Source organism: Bradyrhizobium sp. USDA 4452 (assembly GCF_054063575.1).
The window spans coordinates 4,627,811-4,642,764 of sequence record NZ_JBSSGK010000001.1 but is presented as its reverse complement, the minus strand read 5'-3'; the positions used below and the strand labels follow the sequence as shown (position 1 = coordinate 4,642,764).

The following is a 14,954-nucleotide window of genomic DNA, read 5'->3' as shown; positions in this document are numbered from 1 at the left end:
ACTACTGCCGGTGATGCCGATGCCGGTGACGGTGCCCATGACGATACACAGGAGCCTGCTCCGGCTGCAGCTGCGCGCGAAACAGGAAGCGAGGGTTCTCCCCGCAGGCCAGGTAGCGTCCGGACACGCTCGCAAGGCACTGATCGTAGGTCCGATAGGCGCATTCGCCGGGATAGCCGAGGCTCGGGCCCTGCGCGCACCACGGGTAGTCATAGGGATCGGCGGACGCGCGATCGATGCCGGCCAACGCGGCCAGCGTCATCGTTCCCAACACCAGCACTGCCAATCGCGATGTGCGCATGATCCCACCCGTTCCCGGTCCAAAACAGCCGCAGTCAATCAAGCGCGGCATAACGGGTATGGTTCCCGAAGGCCACTCTATTCTGCATCAAGGCCGGTCAACTCTTCGGAGCGGGCGACCGGACAAGTTCGCCCCGCGGCTGGACCCGGCCCGCGTGTTCAGTGCGAGGCTACTCGACCTTGAGCCCGGCAAACTCGACCACCTTCTTCCACTTGTCGGTCTCGGCCTTGATGTCGTTGCCGAACGCTTCCGGCGTCTGGATCAGCGAGTCGCCGCCGAGCTCGACCAGGCGCTTCCTCATGTCGGGTTCGGCGAGCACGGCGTTGATCTCGGTGTTGAGCTTGGCGACCAGCTCCTTCGGCGTGTTCTTCGGCGCACCCATCCCGAACAGCGCGCTCGCCTCATAGCCCTTCACGGTCTCGGCGATCGCCGGCACATCAGGCAGTTGCGAGGAGCGCTCCGCGGTCGTCACGCCGAGCGCGCGCAGCGAACCGGAGCGGATGTGCTGGATGATCGACGGCATGTTGTCGAAGATCACCTGCACCTGGCCGCCGAGCATGTCGGTGATCGCAGGCGCGGCGCCGCGATACGGCACGTGCTGCATCTTGCAGCCGGTCATCGACATGAACATCTCGCCGGACAGATGCACCGAGGTGCCGTTGCCGGACGACGCCATGTTCACCTTGCCGGGATTGGCCTTCACGTACTCGATGAACTCGGCGACGTTCTTCGCCGGCACATCCTTGTTGACCGTCATCACGTTCGGCACGCGGTTGAAGGAAGCGACCGGCGCGACGTCGCGCACGAAGTTGAATTTTAGATTGGCGTAGAGCGAGGCGTTGATGTAGTTCGCCGGATTGACCAGCAGCACGGTATAGCCGTCCGGTTCGGCATTGATCGCAGCTTCGGTGCCGATATTGTTGCCGGCGCCCGGCTTGTTCTCGATCACGAATTGCTGGCCGAGCTTCTCCGACAGCCGCTGTCCGATCAGGCGCGCGATGATGTCGGTGGCACCGCCCGGCGGATAGCCCACGATCCAGCGCACCGGCCGCGCCGGATAGTCGGCAGCAGACGCGCGGCCGATCGCGAATGTCGAAATCCCCGACCCGATCAGGCCCAGCGCGGCGCGGCGTGAAATCATGAAGTCTCTCCCGATCCCGCAGGGTTTGACCCCTGCCCGTTTCTGTTGCGTTGCGTGCGCCGCGGTTCTAACAAACAATGTCTGACGCGGCCAGTGCGACACGTGCGACACCGACCGCGACAAAAGACTAAGCTGCAACGCTCCCGGACCGAAGAGGATCGATCATGTCCGTCAAGGTGAATGGGCTCGACCATCTCGTGATCAACGTCACCGATGTCGTGCGCTCGGTTGCCTGGTACAGCAGGATCCTCGGCATGGAGGTGAAGGTGTTCGACCCCGGCAAGGGCAAGACGCCGCGCACCTCGCTGGTGTTCGGCAACCAGAAGATCAATGTGCGCCCGCTCGATGCCGACAAGGTGGAATGGTTCACCGCCGACCATGAGGCCGCCGGCAGCGACGATCTCTGCTTCCTCACGTCGAGCACGCCCGAGGAGGTGGTCGCACATCTGAAGGCCCACGGCGTCAAGATCGAGGAAGGCCCCGTCGCCAAGCAGGGCGCGCGCGGCACGCTGCGCTCAGTCTATTGCCGCGACGCCGACGGCAGCCTGATCGAGATCTCGTCGTATGAGCGCGATTAGCCTCGTCGTTGCGAGACAACGAACAACGCGAATGCGCGACCGACTGCGCGCGGTTTGAGTAGAGCAAGCCGTTCCGCGCGACGGAACGCGCTGCTTCAGCACAAGATTGCTCTGCAAATCCCGATTTGCTCTCGGCGCGCGCCGATGGCAAAACTGCTCCCAACCAAGATCAATCGCGGCCGGCAAGGCTGCGCGGGAGGACACATGACCAGTTCGAAAGCAGCGCCGGGCATCGTTGGACCGTTTGCGGGGCTCGACGTGCCGTGGCTGCTCAGGATGCGCGCCGAGGTGCGCCGCGATCATCCATTCCTGATCTGGGCGCCGTTCGATGCGCCGGCGCGGCGCTGGAGCTACGGCGAATTCCATGAGCGCGTCGGCGCGCTCGCGGCGGGCCTCGCCAGGCGCGGCATCAAGCAGGGCGACCATGTCCTGATCCATCTCGACAACTGCGTCGAGGCGATCATGGCGTGGTTCGCCTGTGTCGAGCTCGGCGCGATCGCCGTCACCACCAACACCCGCTCGGCTGCGGCCGAGATCGAATATTTCGCCGGCCATTGCGGCGCGGTCGCCGCGATCACCCAGCCGGCTTATGCCCAACTGATATCCGCCAACTGCAAGGGGCTGCGCTGGATCGCGGTGACCTCGCACGACGCGGGGCAGGCGCCGGCGCAGCCACCTGCGCACGGCGACAGTTTTGACGCGTTGTTTGCCGACAGCGCCGACCGGCCGAAGCGCGCGATCGATCCGCTCGCGCCCTGCAGCGTGCAATACACCTCAGGGACCACGTCGCGGCCGAAGGCGGTGCTGTGGACGCACGCCAACGCACTGTGGGGCGCCAAGATCAACGCCGCCCATCAGGATCTGCACGCCTTTGACGTGCACCAGACCTATCTGCCGCTGTTCCACACCAACGCGCTGGCCTATTCGATGCTGGCGAGCCTGTGGGTCGGGGCGACCTGCGTGATCCAGCCGCGCTTCTCGGCGAGCCGCTTCTGGCCGGTGGCGCTCGAGCACGGCGCGACCTGGACCTCGACGATCCCGTTCTGCATGAAGGCGCTGCTGGAGCACGAGGTTCCTAAGAACCACAAGTTCCGACTCTGGGGCACCGCCGTGAACGAGCCCCCGGCGTTCGCCGTGTTCGGCATCAAGATCATCGGCTGGTGGGGCATGACCGAAACCATCACCCACGGCATCATCGGCGAGGTCGACCAGCCCAACACGCCGATGTCGATCGGCCGCGCCGCACCCGAATACGAAATCCGCATCATCAACGATGACGGCGCGCCGACCGGCGTCGGCGAGACCGGCAATCTGCTGATCAAGGGCATTCCCGGCCTGTCGTTGTTCGCCGAATATCTGCACAACGAGAAGGCGACGCGCGAAAGCTTTGACGAGCACGGCTATTTCATCACCGGCGACCGCGTCACGATGCTGGAGCGCGGCTACCTCAGGTTCGGCGACCGCGCCAAGGACATGCTCAAGGTCGGCGGCGAGAACGTCGCGGCCTCCGAGATCGAGCAGGTGATCGCGGTGGTGCCGGGCGTGCGCGAAGCCGCCGTGGTGGCGAAGAAGCACCCGATGCTGGACGAGGTTCCGGTCGTCTTCATCATCCCGCAAACCGGCGTCGCGGCGCTGCCCGCCGACCTGCACGACAAGATCATGACCGCCTGCCGCTCCGCGCTCGCCGACTTCAAGGTGCCGCGCGAGATCCGCTTCGTCGACGAGATGCCGCGCTCGACGCTGGAGAAGGTCGCGAAGGCGGAGTTGCGGAAGATGCTGGAGTGACGACTCGCCTCGTCATTGCGAGGAGCGAAGGGACGAAGCAATGACGGCCAAACCTCAATTCACCTCGAACCGGATCGGCAGCTTCTTCGGGCCATTGACAAAATAGGCCTGCGTCATCTTCACTTCGCCGTCGAGCGACAGCGATTTCAGATGCGGCAGCAGCTCCTCGAACAGGATCCGCATCTCGAGCTTGGCGAGATACTGCCCGAGACACAGATGCGCGCCATAGCCGAATGCGACGTGGCGATTGGGCTTGCGGTCGCTGCGGAAGCGATCGGGGTCCTCGAACACCTCCTCGTCACGGTTGCCCGAGGCGTAACACAGCATCAGCCAGTCGCCCTTGGCGATCTTGCGGCCGCCGAGCTCGGTATCCGCGGTCGCCGAGCGCATGAAATGCTTGACCGGCGTCATCCAGCGGATCGCCTCGTCGACCAGGCCCGGGATCAATTCCGGGTTGGCCTTCACCTTGGCGAATTCGGCGGGGTCCGTGGCCAGCGCCCAGATCGCGCCCGCGGTCGAGGATGAGGTGGTGTCGTGGCCCGCGGTCGCGACGATCATGTAATAGCTGGTCTGATCGTGCTCCGGCATGTAGTCGCCGCCGATCTTCGCGTTCGCAATCACGGTCGCGAGATCGTCGCGCGGATTCTGCCGGCGTTCCTCGGTGATCTTGCGGAAGTAGGCCGAGAAGTCGGCGATGATCGCCTGCAACATCACGGCGACCTGTTCGGCGCTCAGCGCGTCGCGGACGCGCGCCGTGTCGGGATCCTGCGGGCCGAACAGCTCCTGCGTCAGCTTGAGCATGCGCGGCTCGTCCGCTTCGGGCACGCCGAGGATCTCCATGATGACGTGCAGGGGATAGCCGAGCGCGACGTCCTCGACGAAATCGCAGGCGCCGCCGCGGTCGAGCATGCGCCGCACGGTGGCGCGCGCGATCTCGCGGACGCGCCCCTCGAACTTGCCGAGATTGGCCGGCATGAACCAGCCCTGAGTCAACGCGCGGTATTTCGGATGGTCGGGCGCATCCATCTGCACCAGCGAACGCACCAGATTGGGGCCGCCGGTGATCTTGCGCACGCGCTCCTCGAGCGCCCGGTTGGTCAGCGTGGTCGGCCGGTCGGCATTGTGGAACAGCTCGTTCTGCCGGCTGATGGCCTGGATATGGGCGTGCTTGGTCACCACCCAGAACGGATCGAACTTCTCGGGCCGCGCGATGCCGAGCGGGTTGTTGGCGCGCAGCCAGCGATAGCTGCCGTGGATGCGGTCGTCGGCATAGGCGACGGGATCGACGAGGGTTTCCGCGATATTGGCAGGGATGTCGAAATCCCCGGTGGTTGCCGTGTCCATGATCGTCCTCACCTGCCCAAGCACCGGTCGCTCGCCGATGATCGCCGAAATCTAGGCGGAGGTATGGAGGACGACTTGCGTTGATTGGCTAACGCCGCGCCGCACGCGCTATTGCCCGGAGTGGCGGAGCAATGACGACGGGCTCAATAATGCCCGAACGCCACCGGGCGGAACGCCTGCAGCAATTGCTGGTCGAGCTTGCCGCCCATCTCCTCCATCATGGAGAACGCCTTGGCGTGAGTGAATTGCAGCCGGTAGGCGCGCTTCTCGACCAGCGCGGCATAGACGTCGACGATCGTGGTGACGCGGACGATGTCGCTGATCTGGTTGCCGTTAAGCCCGTTCGGATAGCCGGTGCCGTCGAGGAATTCGTGATGATGCAGGATCACGTCGAGCATTTCCGGCGGGAAGCCGCCTTGCGCCGACAGCGCCTCGTAGCCGCGGCGCGGATGCTCGCGCATCTCGGCCATCTCCTCCACCGTGAACGCGCCAGGCTTGTCGAGCAGCGCGACCGGAACGAAAGCCTTGCCGACGTCGTGCAGCAGCGCAGCGCGCGCGAGCCGGCGCTGGTCATCGTCGCGCATGCCGAGATGCTGCGCGAACGCCACCGCAAAGCCGGTCACGAACAGACAATGGCGATAGGTCTCCTGGTGATGGCAGCCGACCGTGGTCAGCCATTCACGCAGCGAGTTGTGCTTGATCGCCTTGAGGATCTTGTTTTCGGCGGCAACGATGTCCTCGAACTTCAGCGGCTCGCCGGCGCGCATCCGCTCGAACATCTTGACCATCACGCCATGCGCGGCCTCGACGCCGCGGTTGAGCGCCTTGCCGCGGTCGGTCTCGTCATAGCCGCTGTTGTCGGGAAACGCCGCACGGATGCGCTGCAGGATGCCGCGCGCGTCGAACGGCCGCGAGATCGTGTCGGTGGCGCCGAGCGCCCAGGCCTGCATCGAGGCGTGGTGCAGCGCATCCGCCAGCACGAACAGCCGCGGCATCTCGCGATAGGCATCGGCCTGCAGCTTGGCGCGGACCATCTGCACGGCTTCGGGCGAGCGCAGATTGATGTCGACCACGATGCCGGAGAGGTCGCGGGCCGGCTGCTCGGGAATGTCCGAGGTCGGAACGGTATCGACTTCACCCACCGAGCGCAGGATGCTGGCGAGTTCGTTGCTCTGATCGCTTCGATCTGACGCCAGCAGCAGGCGGCGCTTCGAAGTCTGGTTGTTGGCCAAGGCTGTCATGAAATCCCCGTCGCGGTATCGACCGACGCCAGGACGCTAGCTGACGATGCGTTCCCTCCGGCTTAATGGGCATGCTGAACGGCGGTTGAGTGCAATGGGTACAATTTGAGCGACCGCCAAAATCCGCCAGCAAAATCAGGCCAACTGAAAATACCTGCGGGCGGCTGCAGCGCCGGCCAGTCGTGAATTTTTGCAGCGCTAAGGGCGTCGATGCCGCCCCCACCCGGCCAACGCCCGGAGCAAACAAAAACGCCGGAGAGCGGTCAAGCTCTCCGGCGTCGTCATTGGTTCAGGCCGTTACGCCTTCATCGCAGCCTTGACGGCCTCCGCGGTGATCGGCAGGCCGCGGACGCGGGCGCCGACCGCGTTGAAGACGGCGTTGCCGATCGCCGGCGCCACCACCGTCACCGCGGGCTCGCCGACGCCGGTCGCCTTCTCGCCATTGGCGATGACGTTGACCGCGACTTCCGGCAGCTGGCTCATCCGAAGCGGCGTGTAGCTGTCGAAATTGGTCTGCTCGATGCCGCCGTCCTTCAACGTCGCCTTCTCGAACAGCGCCAGTGACATGCCCCACAGCGCCGCGCCCTCGACCTGGGCCCGGATGCCGTCGGGATTCACCTGCGTACCAACGTCGGTCGCAACCGTCAGCTTCTTCACCGTCACCTCGCCCGAGGGGGCGACGGCGACGTGGGCGACGCAGGCGGTCCAGCTCGCCGTGGCGCGCTCCTGCGACGACACGCAGGCAACGCCCATGCCTTCGCCCTTCGGCAGCTTCTTGGTGCCGTAGCCGGCAAGACCCATCGCCGCGAGCAAGGTGTTACGGAGACGCTGCGCGCCGCCGTCGTTCTTGCCCTTGCCGTCCAGCAGCTCGACGCGAAGCTGGGCCGGGTCCTTGCCGGTCGCATGCGCGATCTCGTCGACCATGCTTTCGACCGCCCAGAACGTCCAGCCCGGCGCCACCGAACGGAGCTGACCCGACGGGGTGGCGTTGTGCGCCATCTCGTTCTTGATCGCCCGCACATAGTGGTTGGGGACGGTGTAGAAGAAGTCCGAACCGTTCACCGTGAACGCATCGAGCGGTCCCTTCTTGTCGACCGAGGGCGACAGGAAGTCGGGGATGCCCCAACGCTGGGTCGGCCAGGCCGAGACCACGTCGTGGCTCAATGCGACGAGCTTGCCGTCGCCGTCCACGCCGGCCTTTACTTTCTGGTAGGTCAACGGACGCGAGAAATCCATCGTCATGTCGTTCTCGCGCGTGTAGATGACCTTGACCGGCTTGCCGACGGCCTTGGCCGCCTGCACCGCGGGCACCATCATGTCGGCGTCGAGACGCCGGCCGAAGCCGCCGCCCAGCCACATCTGATGCATCACCACGAACTTCGGATCGATCCCGGCGGCGCCGGCGGCGATCGCGCCGGAGCGGGTCGCGAACTGGTTGCCGGAATAGATGTGCAGGATGTCGCCCTTGAACTCCGCGGTGGCGTTCATCGGCTCCATCGGCGCGTGGATGTTGATGTTGGTGGTGTATTCCGCCTCCAACACCTTGGCCGCCGTGCCGAAGGCGGCGTTCGGATCGCCGTCCTTGACGAAGAACTCGCCGGAATCGCTCAAGCCCTGCAGCCGCTTGGCTTCAGCGAACAGCGCATCGCTCGACAGCTTGGCGTTCGGGCCGCCGTCATAGCTGATCTTCAGCGCCTCGGCCGCCTTCTTGGCCTGCGCATAGGTGTTGGCGACCGCGACGACCCAGCCGGTCGTGGTCGTGGTCTTGTCGTCCAGGGTGACGGCCTTGATGAAGCCCGGCACCTTCTTGGCCGCGCTATCGTCCACCGACTTCACGGTGGCGCCGTAGCGGATCGGCGGGGTGACCAAAGCGCCGTAGACCATGCCCGGCAGCATCACGTCGATGCCGTACTTGGCGGTGCCGTTGACCTTCAACGGAATGTCGAGCTGCGGCACCGAGACGCCGATCATGGTGTACTGGTCGGGCGACTTCAGCTTGATCGCCTTCAGATCATCCGCAGTGAAAGTCTTGGTCGCCTTGCCGCTCTTCACGACGTCGGCAAAGGACATCGACTTCTTCGACTTCGGATGGCTGATCGTCGACGCGCGCACCACCAGCTCGCTGGCCGGCACGCCCATGGAGGCTGCCGCCGCCTCGGTCAATGCGATGCGCCCGGCGGCGCCGGCGCGGCTCATGGCGTCGAAGTTCATCATCGTCGACCAGCTGCCGCCGGTGATCTGCGCGCCCAGCACGGGATCGTTGAACTTCGGATCGTTGGAGGCGAGCTGGACCCGCATGTCCTTCCAGTTCGCGCCGAGCTCTTCGGCCACGATCTGCGCCATCGTCGAGGCGACGTGCTGGCCCATGTCGGCCTTGCCGCAGGTCACGGTGACGAGACCATCGGGCGCGATCGAGTACCAGACGCTCGGCTCGAAATTGGCGGGCGCGGGCGCCGCGAGCGCATGATCGACGCCGGACGCGGCGTAGCCGAGCACGAGGCCGGTTGCAGCGGTGCCGACCAGGAAGGAACGGCGGCTGAGGTCGGTCGTCTCAGGAGCGAGGTTTGTCACGTGCTTGTTCATGTGGCCCTCCGCTCGGATCCGGTGGCCGATGCGGTGCGCATGTCGGACGCAGCGCGCATGATCGCCTTCTGGATTCGTGAATAGGTCATGCAACGGCAGAGATTGCCGTCCATATGCGCGACCACTTCTTCCTTCGTCGGGTTGGTATTCTTCGACAGCAGCGCTGCCGCCTGCATGATCTGGCCGGACTGGCAGTAGCCGCATTGCGGCACCTGCTCGGCGACCCAGGCCTTCTGCAAGGGATGTTCGCCCTTGGCGGAGAGGCCTTCGATGGTGGTGATCTTCTTGCCAACGGCGTCGGCGAGCGAGGTCTGGCAGGACCGCACCGCTTCGCCGTTGAGGTGAACCGTGCAGGCGCCACAGAGACCGGCGCCGCAACCGAATTTGGTGCCCGTCATCTGCAATTGCTCGCGGATGACCCAAAGCAGCGGCGTGTCACTGGCCGCTTCGACGGACATATTCCGCCCGTTGATATTGAGATTTGGCATCTCTCTCCCCTTCCGGTGTCGGAAGCCGCTTACGGCGGCAACTCACTGTTGGGTCATGGCTGTCGCCCACCGGGTAAGCGACAGTTGCCGAAACAATGATCCGGTTCCCGGCTGGAGGCAATCCAATTTGGAATTGCTCGAAAAGAATAAATTGCGGAGACTGCCGGTTGTGCGATGCGGCAATGGCATGAAGCTTTTGAAATGCCAGCATTGATGCCGTATCGATCACTCCTACCAAGGTCGGGTGCGCTGCCGGACCTGACATCGACAACAGAAGGAGCCCGTCAATGGCCAAGCTCAACCGCAGCGGCGTCGATATCTATTACGAGATTCACGGCAGCGGCCCACCCCTGATCCTCACCCACGGCTACTCGTCGACCTCTGCGATGTGGCGGGGCCAGATCGAGGCGCTGTCGAAGCGGCACAGGCTGATTCTGTGGGACATGCGCGGACACGGCCAGTCCGACTATCCCGACAATCCGGATGCTTATAGTGAAGCCCTGACCGTGGGCGACATCGCCGCCCTGCTCGACGCCGCCGGCGCCGACAAGGCGATCGTTGGTGGCCTTTCGCTCGGCGGCTACATGTCGCTTGCCTTCCACCGCGCCCATCCGGAGCGGGTGCGCGCGCTCTTGATCATCGACACCGGCCCGGGATTCAAGAAAGACGACGCCCGCGAGGTCTGGAACAAGCGCGCCCGCGACACCGGCGACCGGTTCGATCGCGAAGGGCTCGACGTGCTGAAGTCGGCGAGTGCCGAGCGCGCGTCGGTCACGCATCGCAACGCCCGCGGCCTCGCGCTCGCCGCGCGCGGCATGCTGACGCAACGCGATGCGCGGGTGATCGAGTCGTTGCCGGGGATCAAGGTGCCGTCGCTGGTTGTGGTCGGCGCCGACGACACGCCGTTCCTGGCGGCGTCCGACTACATGGCGGCGAAGATCCCTGGCGCACAGAAGGCGGTGATTCCGAACGCCGGCCATGCCGTCAACATCGACCAGCCGCAGGCCTTCATCGCCGCCGTGCTGCCGTTCCTCGATAGCCTTGAGGCCGGCGCACCGGGAAAGGCCGCCTCATGAAGACGATTGTCGCCGCCTTGTTGCTGACCGCCGCCGCAACGGAAGCGAGCGCGCAGAAGCAGCCGTTCGTAACGGCCCCGTCTACCTTCACCGCGACGCTGTCGAATAACACGCCGCTGGTGTTCGGCATGGGCGTCGACGACGCGCAGCGCGCACTCGGCACGCCGCTCGCCTATGTCAGCGGCCGGCCCGGCAACGAGATCTTCCTGACCTTCCGCGACCTCGGCGGCAGCGGGCTGTTCCCGCACCATGACCGTCTCTTCCTGCAATTTCGCAAACACCGGCTGACCGGCTGGAAGGCCGACTGGGGCGAGAACTGGATGTGGCGCTAACCCTCATCATCGAAAGCTTCATGCAACCCCCAACATGACAAGGATGGACCATGGGACAAGACATCAAACTGAAAGCGTCGGACGGATTTGAATTCGGTGCCTATCGCGCCGATCCCACCAGTGCGCCGAAGGGCGCGATCGTCGTGATCCAGGAGATCTTCGGCGTCAACCATCACATCCGCTCGGTCTGCGACCGGCTGGCGGAGGAAGGCTATGTCGCGGTTGCGCCGTCGATCTTCGACCGCATCACGCCGAACTTCCAGAGCGGCTATTCCCCCGATGAAGTGGCCGAGGCCCGGAAGTTCGTCGCCAATCCGGACTTCGCCGCGATGCTGCGCGACAGCCAGGCGGCGATCGACGCGGTCAAGTCGATCGGGCCGGTCGGCATCATCGGCTTCTGCCTCGGCGGCAGCATCGCCTATGCGGCTGCAACCAAGCTGACCGGGCTCTCGGCCGCGATCGGCTATTACGGCGGCGCCATCATCCGCTTCGCCGACGACAAGCCGGCGGTGCCGACGCAGCTGCATTTCGGCGAGAAGGATGCTGGCATTCCCTTGAGCGATGTCGAGACCATCAAGTCGAAGCGACCCGAGGTCGAGGTCTTCATCTATCCCGGCGCGCAGCACGGCTTCCATTGCGACGAGCGCGCCAGCTACGACAGGGCGAGCGCCGACATCGCCTGGCCGCGCAGCATGGAGTTTTTTGCGAAGCATTTGCGCTGACCGTCATTGCCGGGCTTGATGACCCGGCAATCCATCATCTTCGTGCGGACCCTTCGTAGATGGATGCGCGGGTCAAGCCCGCGCATGACGAGCGGTGGTCAGAACCAGCGCTCGCCGACGAACACCGTATCGCCCGGGCTCATCGGGGTGCCCAGCGGCACCACGGCGCGGCCGGCGCCGGATGCGTCCGTGTGGGTCAGCGTCACGCTGTCGCGGCGGGCGCGCGGCGAGAAGCCGCCGGCGATCGCGACCGCGCTTTCGACGGTCATGTTCGGCACGTAGGGATATTGGCCGGGAGCCTGGACCTCGCCGAGGATGAAGAACGGCCGGTAGGATTCGATCTCGACCGCGACCGAAGGCTCGCGGATGAAGCCGTTGCGCAGCCGCGCCGAGATTTCACCGGCGAGCCCGGCCGGCGTGCGGCCGCGTGCCGGCACCGAGCCGATCAGCGGCATGGTGATCGCGCCGGCGGCGTCGATCGCATAGGAGTTGGTCAGGCCTTCCTGGCCGTAGACCACGACGCGGAGCTTGTCGCCCGGGCCGAGATAATAAGAGTTGTCGTAACCGGCGGGCCCACCGGGGGCGGCGGCATAAACCACCGGGGCGGGGCCCGGCGCGGGATAACCATAACCAGGAGACGTGCTGGCAAAGGCGGAGCGCAATGCGCTGATCGCACCACCGCCGCCTGCATCGGCAACCGGGGCGGGTGCGTAGGCCGGGCCATAGGTCACGGCGTCGACGCCTTGCGGGCCGACGGCGACCGGACCCGACGTGCTCATGCAGCCAGACAGCGCGAGCGCAGCCACAACGGCAGTGATCGGCAATCGTAACGCGTGTGCAACCGGCACCGGACCTATCCCTCAACGGCGAGACAGGCCCAGTCTTGCACCACTTATGGTTAATAAAGGGTTTTCGAGCACCGAGCGGGGAGCCGGAAAGCCCGCCTCCCCCTCGATTTAGCGCATGACCAGGGCGATCAGGCGGTGACGCCGACGCCGATCGGGCAGGACACGCCGGTGCCGCCGAGCCCGCAATAGCCCGCCGGATTCTTGGCGAGGTATTGCTGATGGTAGTCCTCGGCGAAGTAGAATTCGCCGGCCGGAGCCACTTCGGTCGTGATCGCGCCGAGGCCCTTGGCGGCCAGCGCTTTCTGATACATCGCCTGCGACGCATCGGCGGCTTTGCGCTGCGCGTCGCTGAACGTGTAGATCGCGGAACGATACTGCGTGCCGATGTCGTTGCCCTGGCGCATGCCCTGCGTCGGGTTGTGGTTCTCCCAGAACGTCTTCAGCAGCTTCTCGTAAGAGACCTTCTTCGGATCGAACACGACCAGCACGACCTCGGTGTGGCCGGTGCGTCCCGAGCAGACCTCTTCATAGGTCGGGTTCGGCGTGTGGCCGCCGGCATAGCCGACCGCCGTGGTGTAGATCCCGTCGCCGAGTTCCCAGAACTTCCGTTCCGCGCCCCAGAAGCAGCCGAGCCCGAACACCGCCTGCTCGAGGCCTTGCGGATAGGGCGGCGTCAATTTGCTGCCATTCACGAAATGGGTTGTCGCGGTCGGGATCGGCGTCGCGCGGCCTGGCAGCGCCTCGGCGGCGCTCGGCAACGCGGTGGTCTTGCGCATGAACAACATGGATACCTCCAGGCGGGACATCGGACGACGCGGGCTGCGGCCTGCGGGCCGGCCGTCACCTATATATGTCCTTACGCGGATGATGGCAGCCCCGTTACTGAACGGCTGCAGCGAAGACAAGCTCAAGCGGGCCGCTGCCTGTTCAGTCGCGTGCGTAGCCGATCAGCGGCTTGCGCGGCCGGAACAGGATCATCAGCAGGATGCCGGCAATGCCGAGCACCGCGAACACCGGCTGCTCCAGCAGCACGCGGATCACGCTGTTCCAGAGCCAGGGCGCGAAGCGATCCACCCAAGCATGGAACGCCTGCTGGCTCGACTGGTGGATATCGTTCCAGAACTGGCCGAATTGGGTGAACCGCAGGCTCTGGTCGGCGACGTAGCGGGCCCCGTCATAGACCATGAAGATGAAACTGCCGGCCAGCAGCAGAAGGCCGATCAGGCGGAAAAAGCCGCGGATCATGCGTCACCATAACTCCCTGTCGCGCCCCACGCGTCGTCAGGCCTTACCGGGCGGCCCCCGGAAATTCAACCTCTTCAGCGGCTTATCCGGCCCTCGTGAGGCCCGATTTCGGGCCGTTTTTCGGTCCCGAAAGCGTTGACGGTTAAGCCTGCGCCATCTATAAGACCGGCCGATGGCGGCGGGCGCAATCCTGCCGCCGCTGTTCTTTGGACAGTGCCGCATGCGGGGGCAGCATTATGCGCCTTGGCATGGCCGCCTCAAGGACACCCAAGAAATCCACCTTGGACAAATAGCATCAGAGTAGAGATTTGAACCGGCCGGTGCGCGCAAGCCCGACCACCGAGCGATCACCGCCGAAGGACAGTTAGAGAACCATGGCCAACACCACCTCCGCCAAGAAGGCGACCCGCAAGATTGCCCGCCGCACCATCGTCAACAAGTCGCGTCGCACGCAGATGCGTGGCGCGGTGCGCACGGTCGAGGAAGCGATCAAGAGCGGCGACCGCGAGGCGGCACTCAAGGCGATGCGCAAGGCCGAGCCCGAACTGATGAAGGCAGCGCAGCGCAACATCATTCACAAGAACCTCGCGAGCCGGAAAGTGTCACGCCTTACGCAGAGCATCGCCAAGCTCGCCAAGTGAGGCGACCAAGCGAGCTCAGCGAGTAACGCTCGCGCGCGTGAGTTGACTGAGGAACAGATTTGTCACGAAGCCCGGCTTGCGCCGGGCTTTTTGTTTTGGTCTCGCATTTTGTGTGGAAGTTTCACAACGCGAGAAGAGCAGGCGTTGCCGTGCAACGAACTGCGTGTCATGTTTCGTCCGCGTCCGTAGTTCTACCGGCTCAATATGCTTAACGCGCCGCACTCGCGCACAGATTGTTCTGCGCTAAGCTAGGTAGATGGAATAATACGCGAACATCTCGCGTTGAAAATTGCGAAGCGGGGTTACCCTGCAAAAGTAATCGCGAAAAATGACGTCTCGCGAATTACTTATGCACATAGCGCCGAACAGCGATTGGAAAAATGACCGGCGCGAGACCGAATGTAAATTTTCTATGAAAAATTTTTGGTATTGCACCGTCGTTTGTGACACGCGTGAATCTGTGCGCTGATTCAAAACCTTGCTTTCGCAGCTCTGTGTCGGCAACACCGCAACAGTCGCGAAGAGTCTCGATCCCCGTCGAATCCACGGATTGTCAGAAAATACGCTTGGTGTATCTATTTGTTGTTCGCGACGCCCACGGCTCTGCAGATCAGCGCGGTTTGAGAACC

The 14,954-nt window shown here is 64.5% G+C and carries 16 protein-coding genes; 6 read left to right on the top strand and 10 right to left on the bottom strand.

All coding sequences use genetic code 11. From position 1 onward, the window contains the following. Nucleotide 1 precedes the first annotated feature (1 nt). Complete coding sequence (locus tag ACVISU_RS22260; RefSeq protein ID WP_347336848.1) at nt 2–301, bottom strand: DUF3551 domain-containing protein; 300 nt, start codon at nt 299–301, stop codon at nt 2–4. A 169-nt stretch (nt 302–470) separates the two neighbouring features. Next, complete coding sequence (locus ACVISU_RS22255) at nt 471–1,442, bottom strand: Bug family tripartite tricarboxylate transporter substrate binding protein (protein WP_456708320.1); 972 nt, start codon at nt 1,440–1,442, stop codon at nt 471–473. Between the two features lie 164 nt (nt 1,443–1,606). Here ACVISU_RS22255 and ACVISU_RS22250 point away from each other — a divergent pair, with 164 nt between their 5' ends. Together ACVISU_RS22250 and ACVISU_RS22245 are read left to right on the top strand one after the other, a co-directional pair. Continuing rightward, entirely contained in the window at nt 1,607–2,020 is a 414-nt protein-coding gene (locus ACVISU_RS22250) for a VOC family protein (RefSeq protein ID WP_456708319.1), read from the top strand. Nucleotides 2,021–2,224: 204 nt separating this feature from the next. Continuing rightward, nucleotides 2,225–3,805, top strand: coding sequence for an AMP-binding protein (locus ACVISU_RS22245; protein ID WP_456708318.1), 1,581 nt, complete (start codon nt 2,225–2,227; stop codon nt 3,803–3,805). A gap of 54 nt (nt 3,806–3,859) precedes the next feature. On the opposite strand, the gene ACVISU_RS22240 is transcribed toward ACVISU_RS22245, so the two are convergent. From ACVISU_RS22240 to ACVISU_RS22220, 5 genes are all read right to left on the bottom strand, one after another. Next, nucleotides 3,860–5,149 carry a cytochrome P450 gene (locus ACVISU_RS22240; protein WP_456708317.1) on the bottom strand — a complete coding sequence of 430 codons (1,290 nt, stop codon included), beginning with the start codon at nt 5,147–5,149 and terminating at the stop codon, nt 3,860–3,862. 143 nt (nt 5,150–5,292) lie between these two features. Further along, the gene (locus ACVISU_RS22235) at nt 5,293–6,390 is read right to left on the bottom strand and encodes an HD-GYP domain-containing protein (protein ID WP_456708316.1); all 1,098 of its coding nucleotides are present in this window, start codon (nt 6,388–6,390) and stop codon (nt 5,293–5,295) included. Between the two features lie 297 nt (nt 6,391–6,687). Next, the gene (locus tag ACVISU_RS22230) at nt 6,688–8,973 is read right to left on the bottom strand and encodes a molybdopterin cofactor-binding domain-containing protein (RefSeq protein WP_456708315.1); all 2,286 of its coding nucleotides are present in this window, start codon (nt 8,971–8,973) and stop codon (nt 6,688–6,690) included. Then, the gene (locus ACVISU_RS22225) at nt 8,970–9,461 is read right to left on the bottom strand and encodes a (2Fe-2S)-binding protein (protein ID WP_050405446.1); all 492 of its coding nucleotides are present in this window, start codon (nt 9,459–9,461) and stop codon (nt 8,970–8,972) included. The genes ACVISU_RS22230 and ACVISU_RS22225 overlap by 4 nt, the downstream gene beginning before the upstream one ends. Beyond that, on the bottom strand, nt 9,409–9,672 hold the full coding sequence (locus ACVISU_RS22220; RefSeq protein ID WP_172803651.1) for a hypothetical protein: 264 nt from the start codon (nt 9,670–9,672) through the stop codon (nt 9,409–9,411). Before ACVISU_RS22220 ends, ACVISU_RS22225 begins: the two co-directional genes overlap by 53 nt. 76 nt (nt 9,673–9,748) lie before the next feature. Here ACVISU_RS22220 and ACVISU_RS22215 point away from each other — a divergent pair, with 76 nt between their 5' ends. Genes ACVISU_RS22215 through ACVISU_RS22205 form a run of 3 tightly spaced genes read left to right on the top strand, consistent with a single transcriptional unit; the run spans nt 9,749 to nt 11,591 of the window. After that, nucleotides 9,749–10,537, top strand: a complete 789-nt coding sequence (locus ACVISU_RS22215) for an alpha/beta fold hydrolase (RefSeq protein ID WP_456708314.1) — start codon at nt 9,749–9,751, stop codon at nt 10,535–10,537. Continuing rightward, complete coding sequence (locus tag ACVISU_RS22210; protein WP_050405448.1) at nt 10,534–10,869, top strand: hypothetical protein; 336 nt, start codon at nt 10,534–10,536, stop codon at nt 10,867–10,869. The genes ACVISU_RS22215 and ACVISU_RS22210 overlap by 4 nt, the downstream gene beginning before the upstream one ends. A gap of 50 nt (nt 10,870–10,919) precedes the next feature. Beyond that, the gene (locus ACVISU_RS22205; protein WP_456708313.1) at nt 10,920–11,591 is read left to right on the top strand and encodes a dienelactone hydrolase family protein; all 672 of its coding nucleotides are present in this window, start codon (nt 10,920–10,922) and stop codon (nt 11,589–11,591) included. 98 nt (nt 11,592–11,689) lie between these two features. Here the strand turns inward: ACVISU_RS22205 and ACVISU_RS22200 are convergent, their stop codons facing one another. From ACVISU_RS22200 to ACVISU_RS22190, 3 genes are all read right to left on the bottom strand, one after another. After that, nucleotides 11,690–12,439 carry a polysaccharide biosynthesis/export family protein gene (locus tag ACVISU_RS22200; protein ID WP_456708312.1) on the bottom strand — a complete coding sequence of 250 codons (750 nt, stop codon included), beginning with the start codon at nt 12,437–12,439 and terminating at the stop codon, nt 11,690–11,692. A gap of 128 nt (nt 12,440–12,567) precedes the next feature. Then, nucleotides 12,568–13,224, bottom strand: coding sequence for a peptide-methionine (S)-S-oxide reductase MsrA (gene msrA, locus ACVISU_RS22195; protein WP_050405451.1), 657 nt, complete (start codon nt 13,222–13,224; stop codon nt 12,568–12,570). A 142-nt stretch (nt 13,225–13,366) separates the two neighbouring features. Then, entirely contained in the window at nt 13,367–13,684 is a 318-nt protein-coding gene (locus ACVISU_RS22190) for a hypothetical protein (protein WP_050405452.1), read from the bottom strand. Between the two features lie 374 nt (nt 13,685–14,058). On the opposite strand from ACVISU_RS22190, the gene rpsT reads away from it, so the two are divergent. Next, on the top strand, nt 14,059–14,325 hold the full coding sequence (gene rpsT, locus ACVISU_RS22185; RefSeq protein ID WP_021077661.1) for a 30S ribosomal protein S20: 267 nt from the start codon (nt 14,059–14,061) through the stop codon (nt 14,323–14,325). The last annotated feature ends 629 nt before the right edge of the window (nt 14,326–14,954 follow it).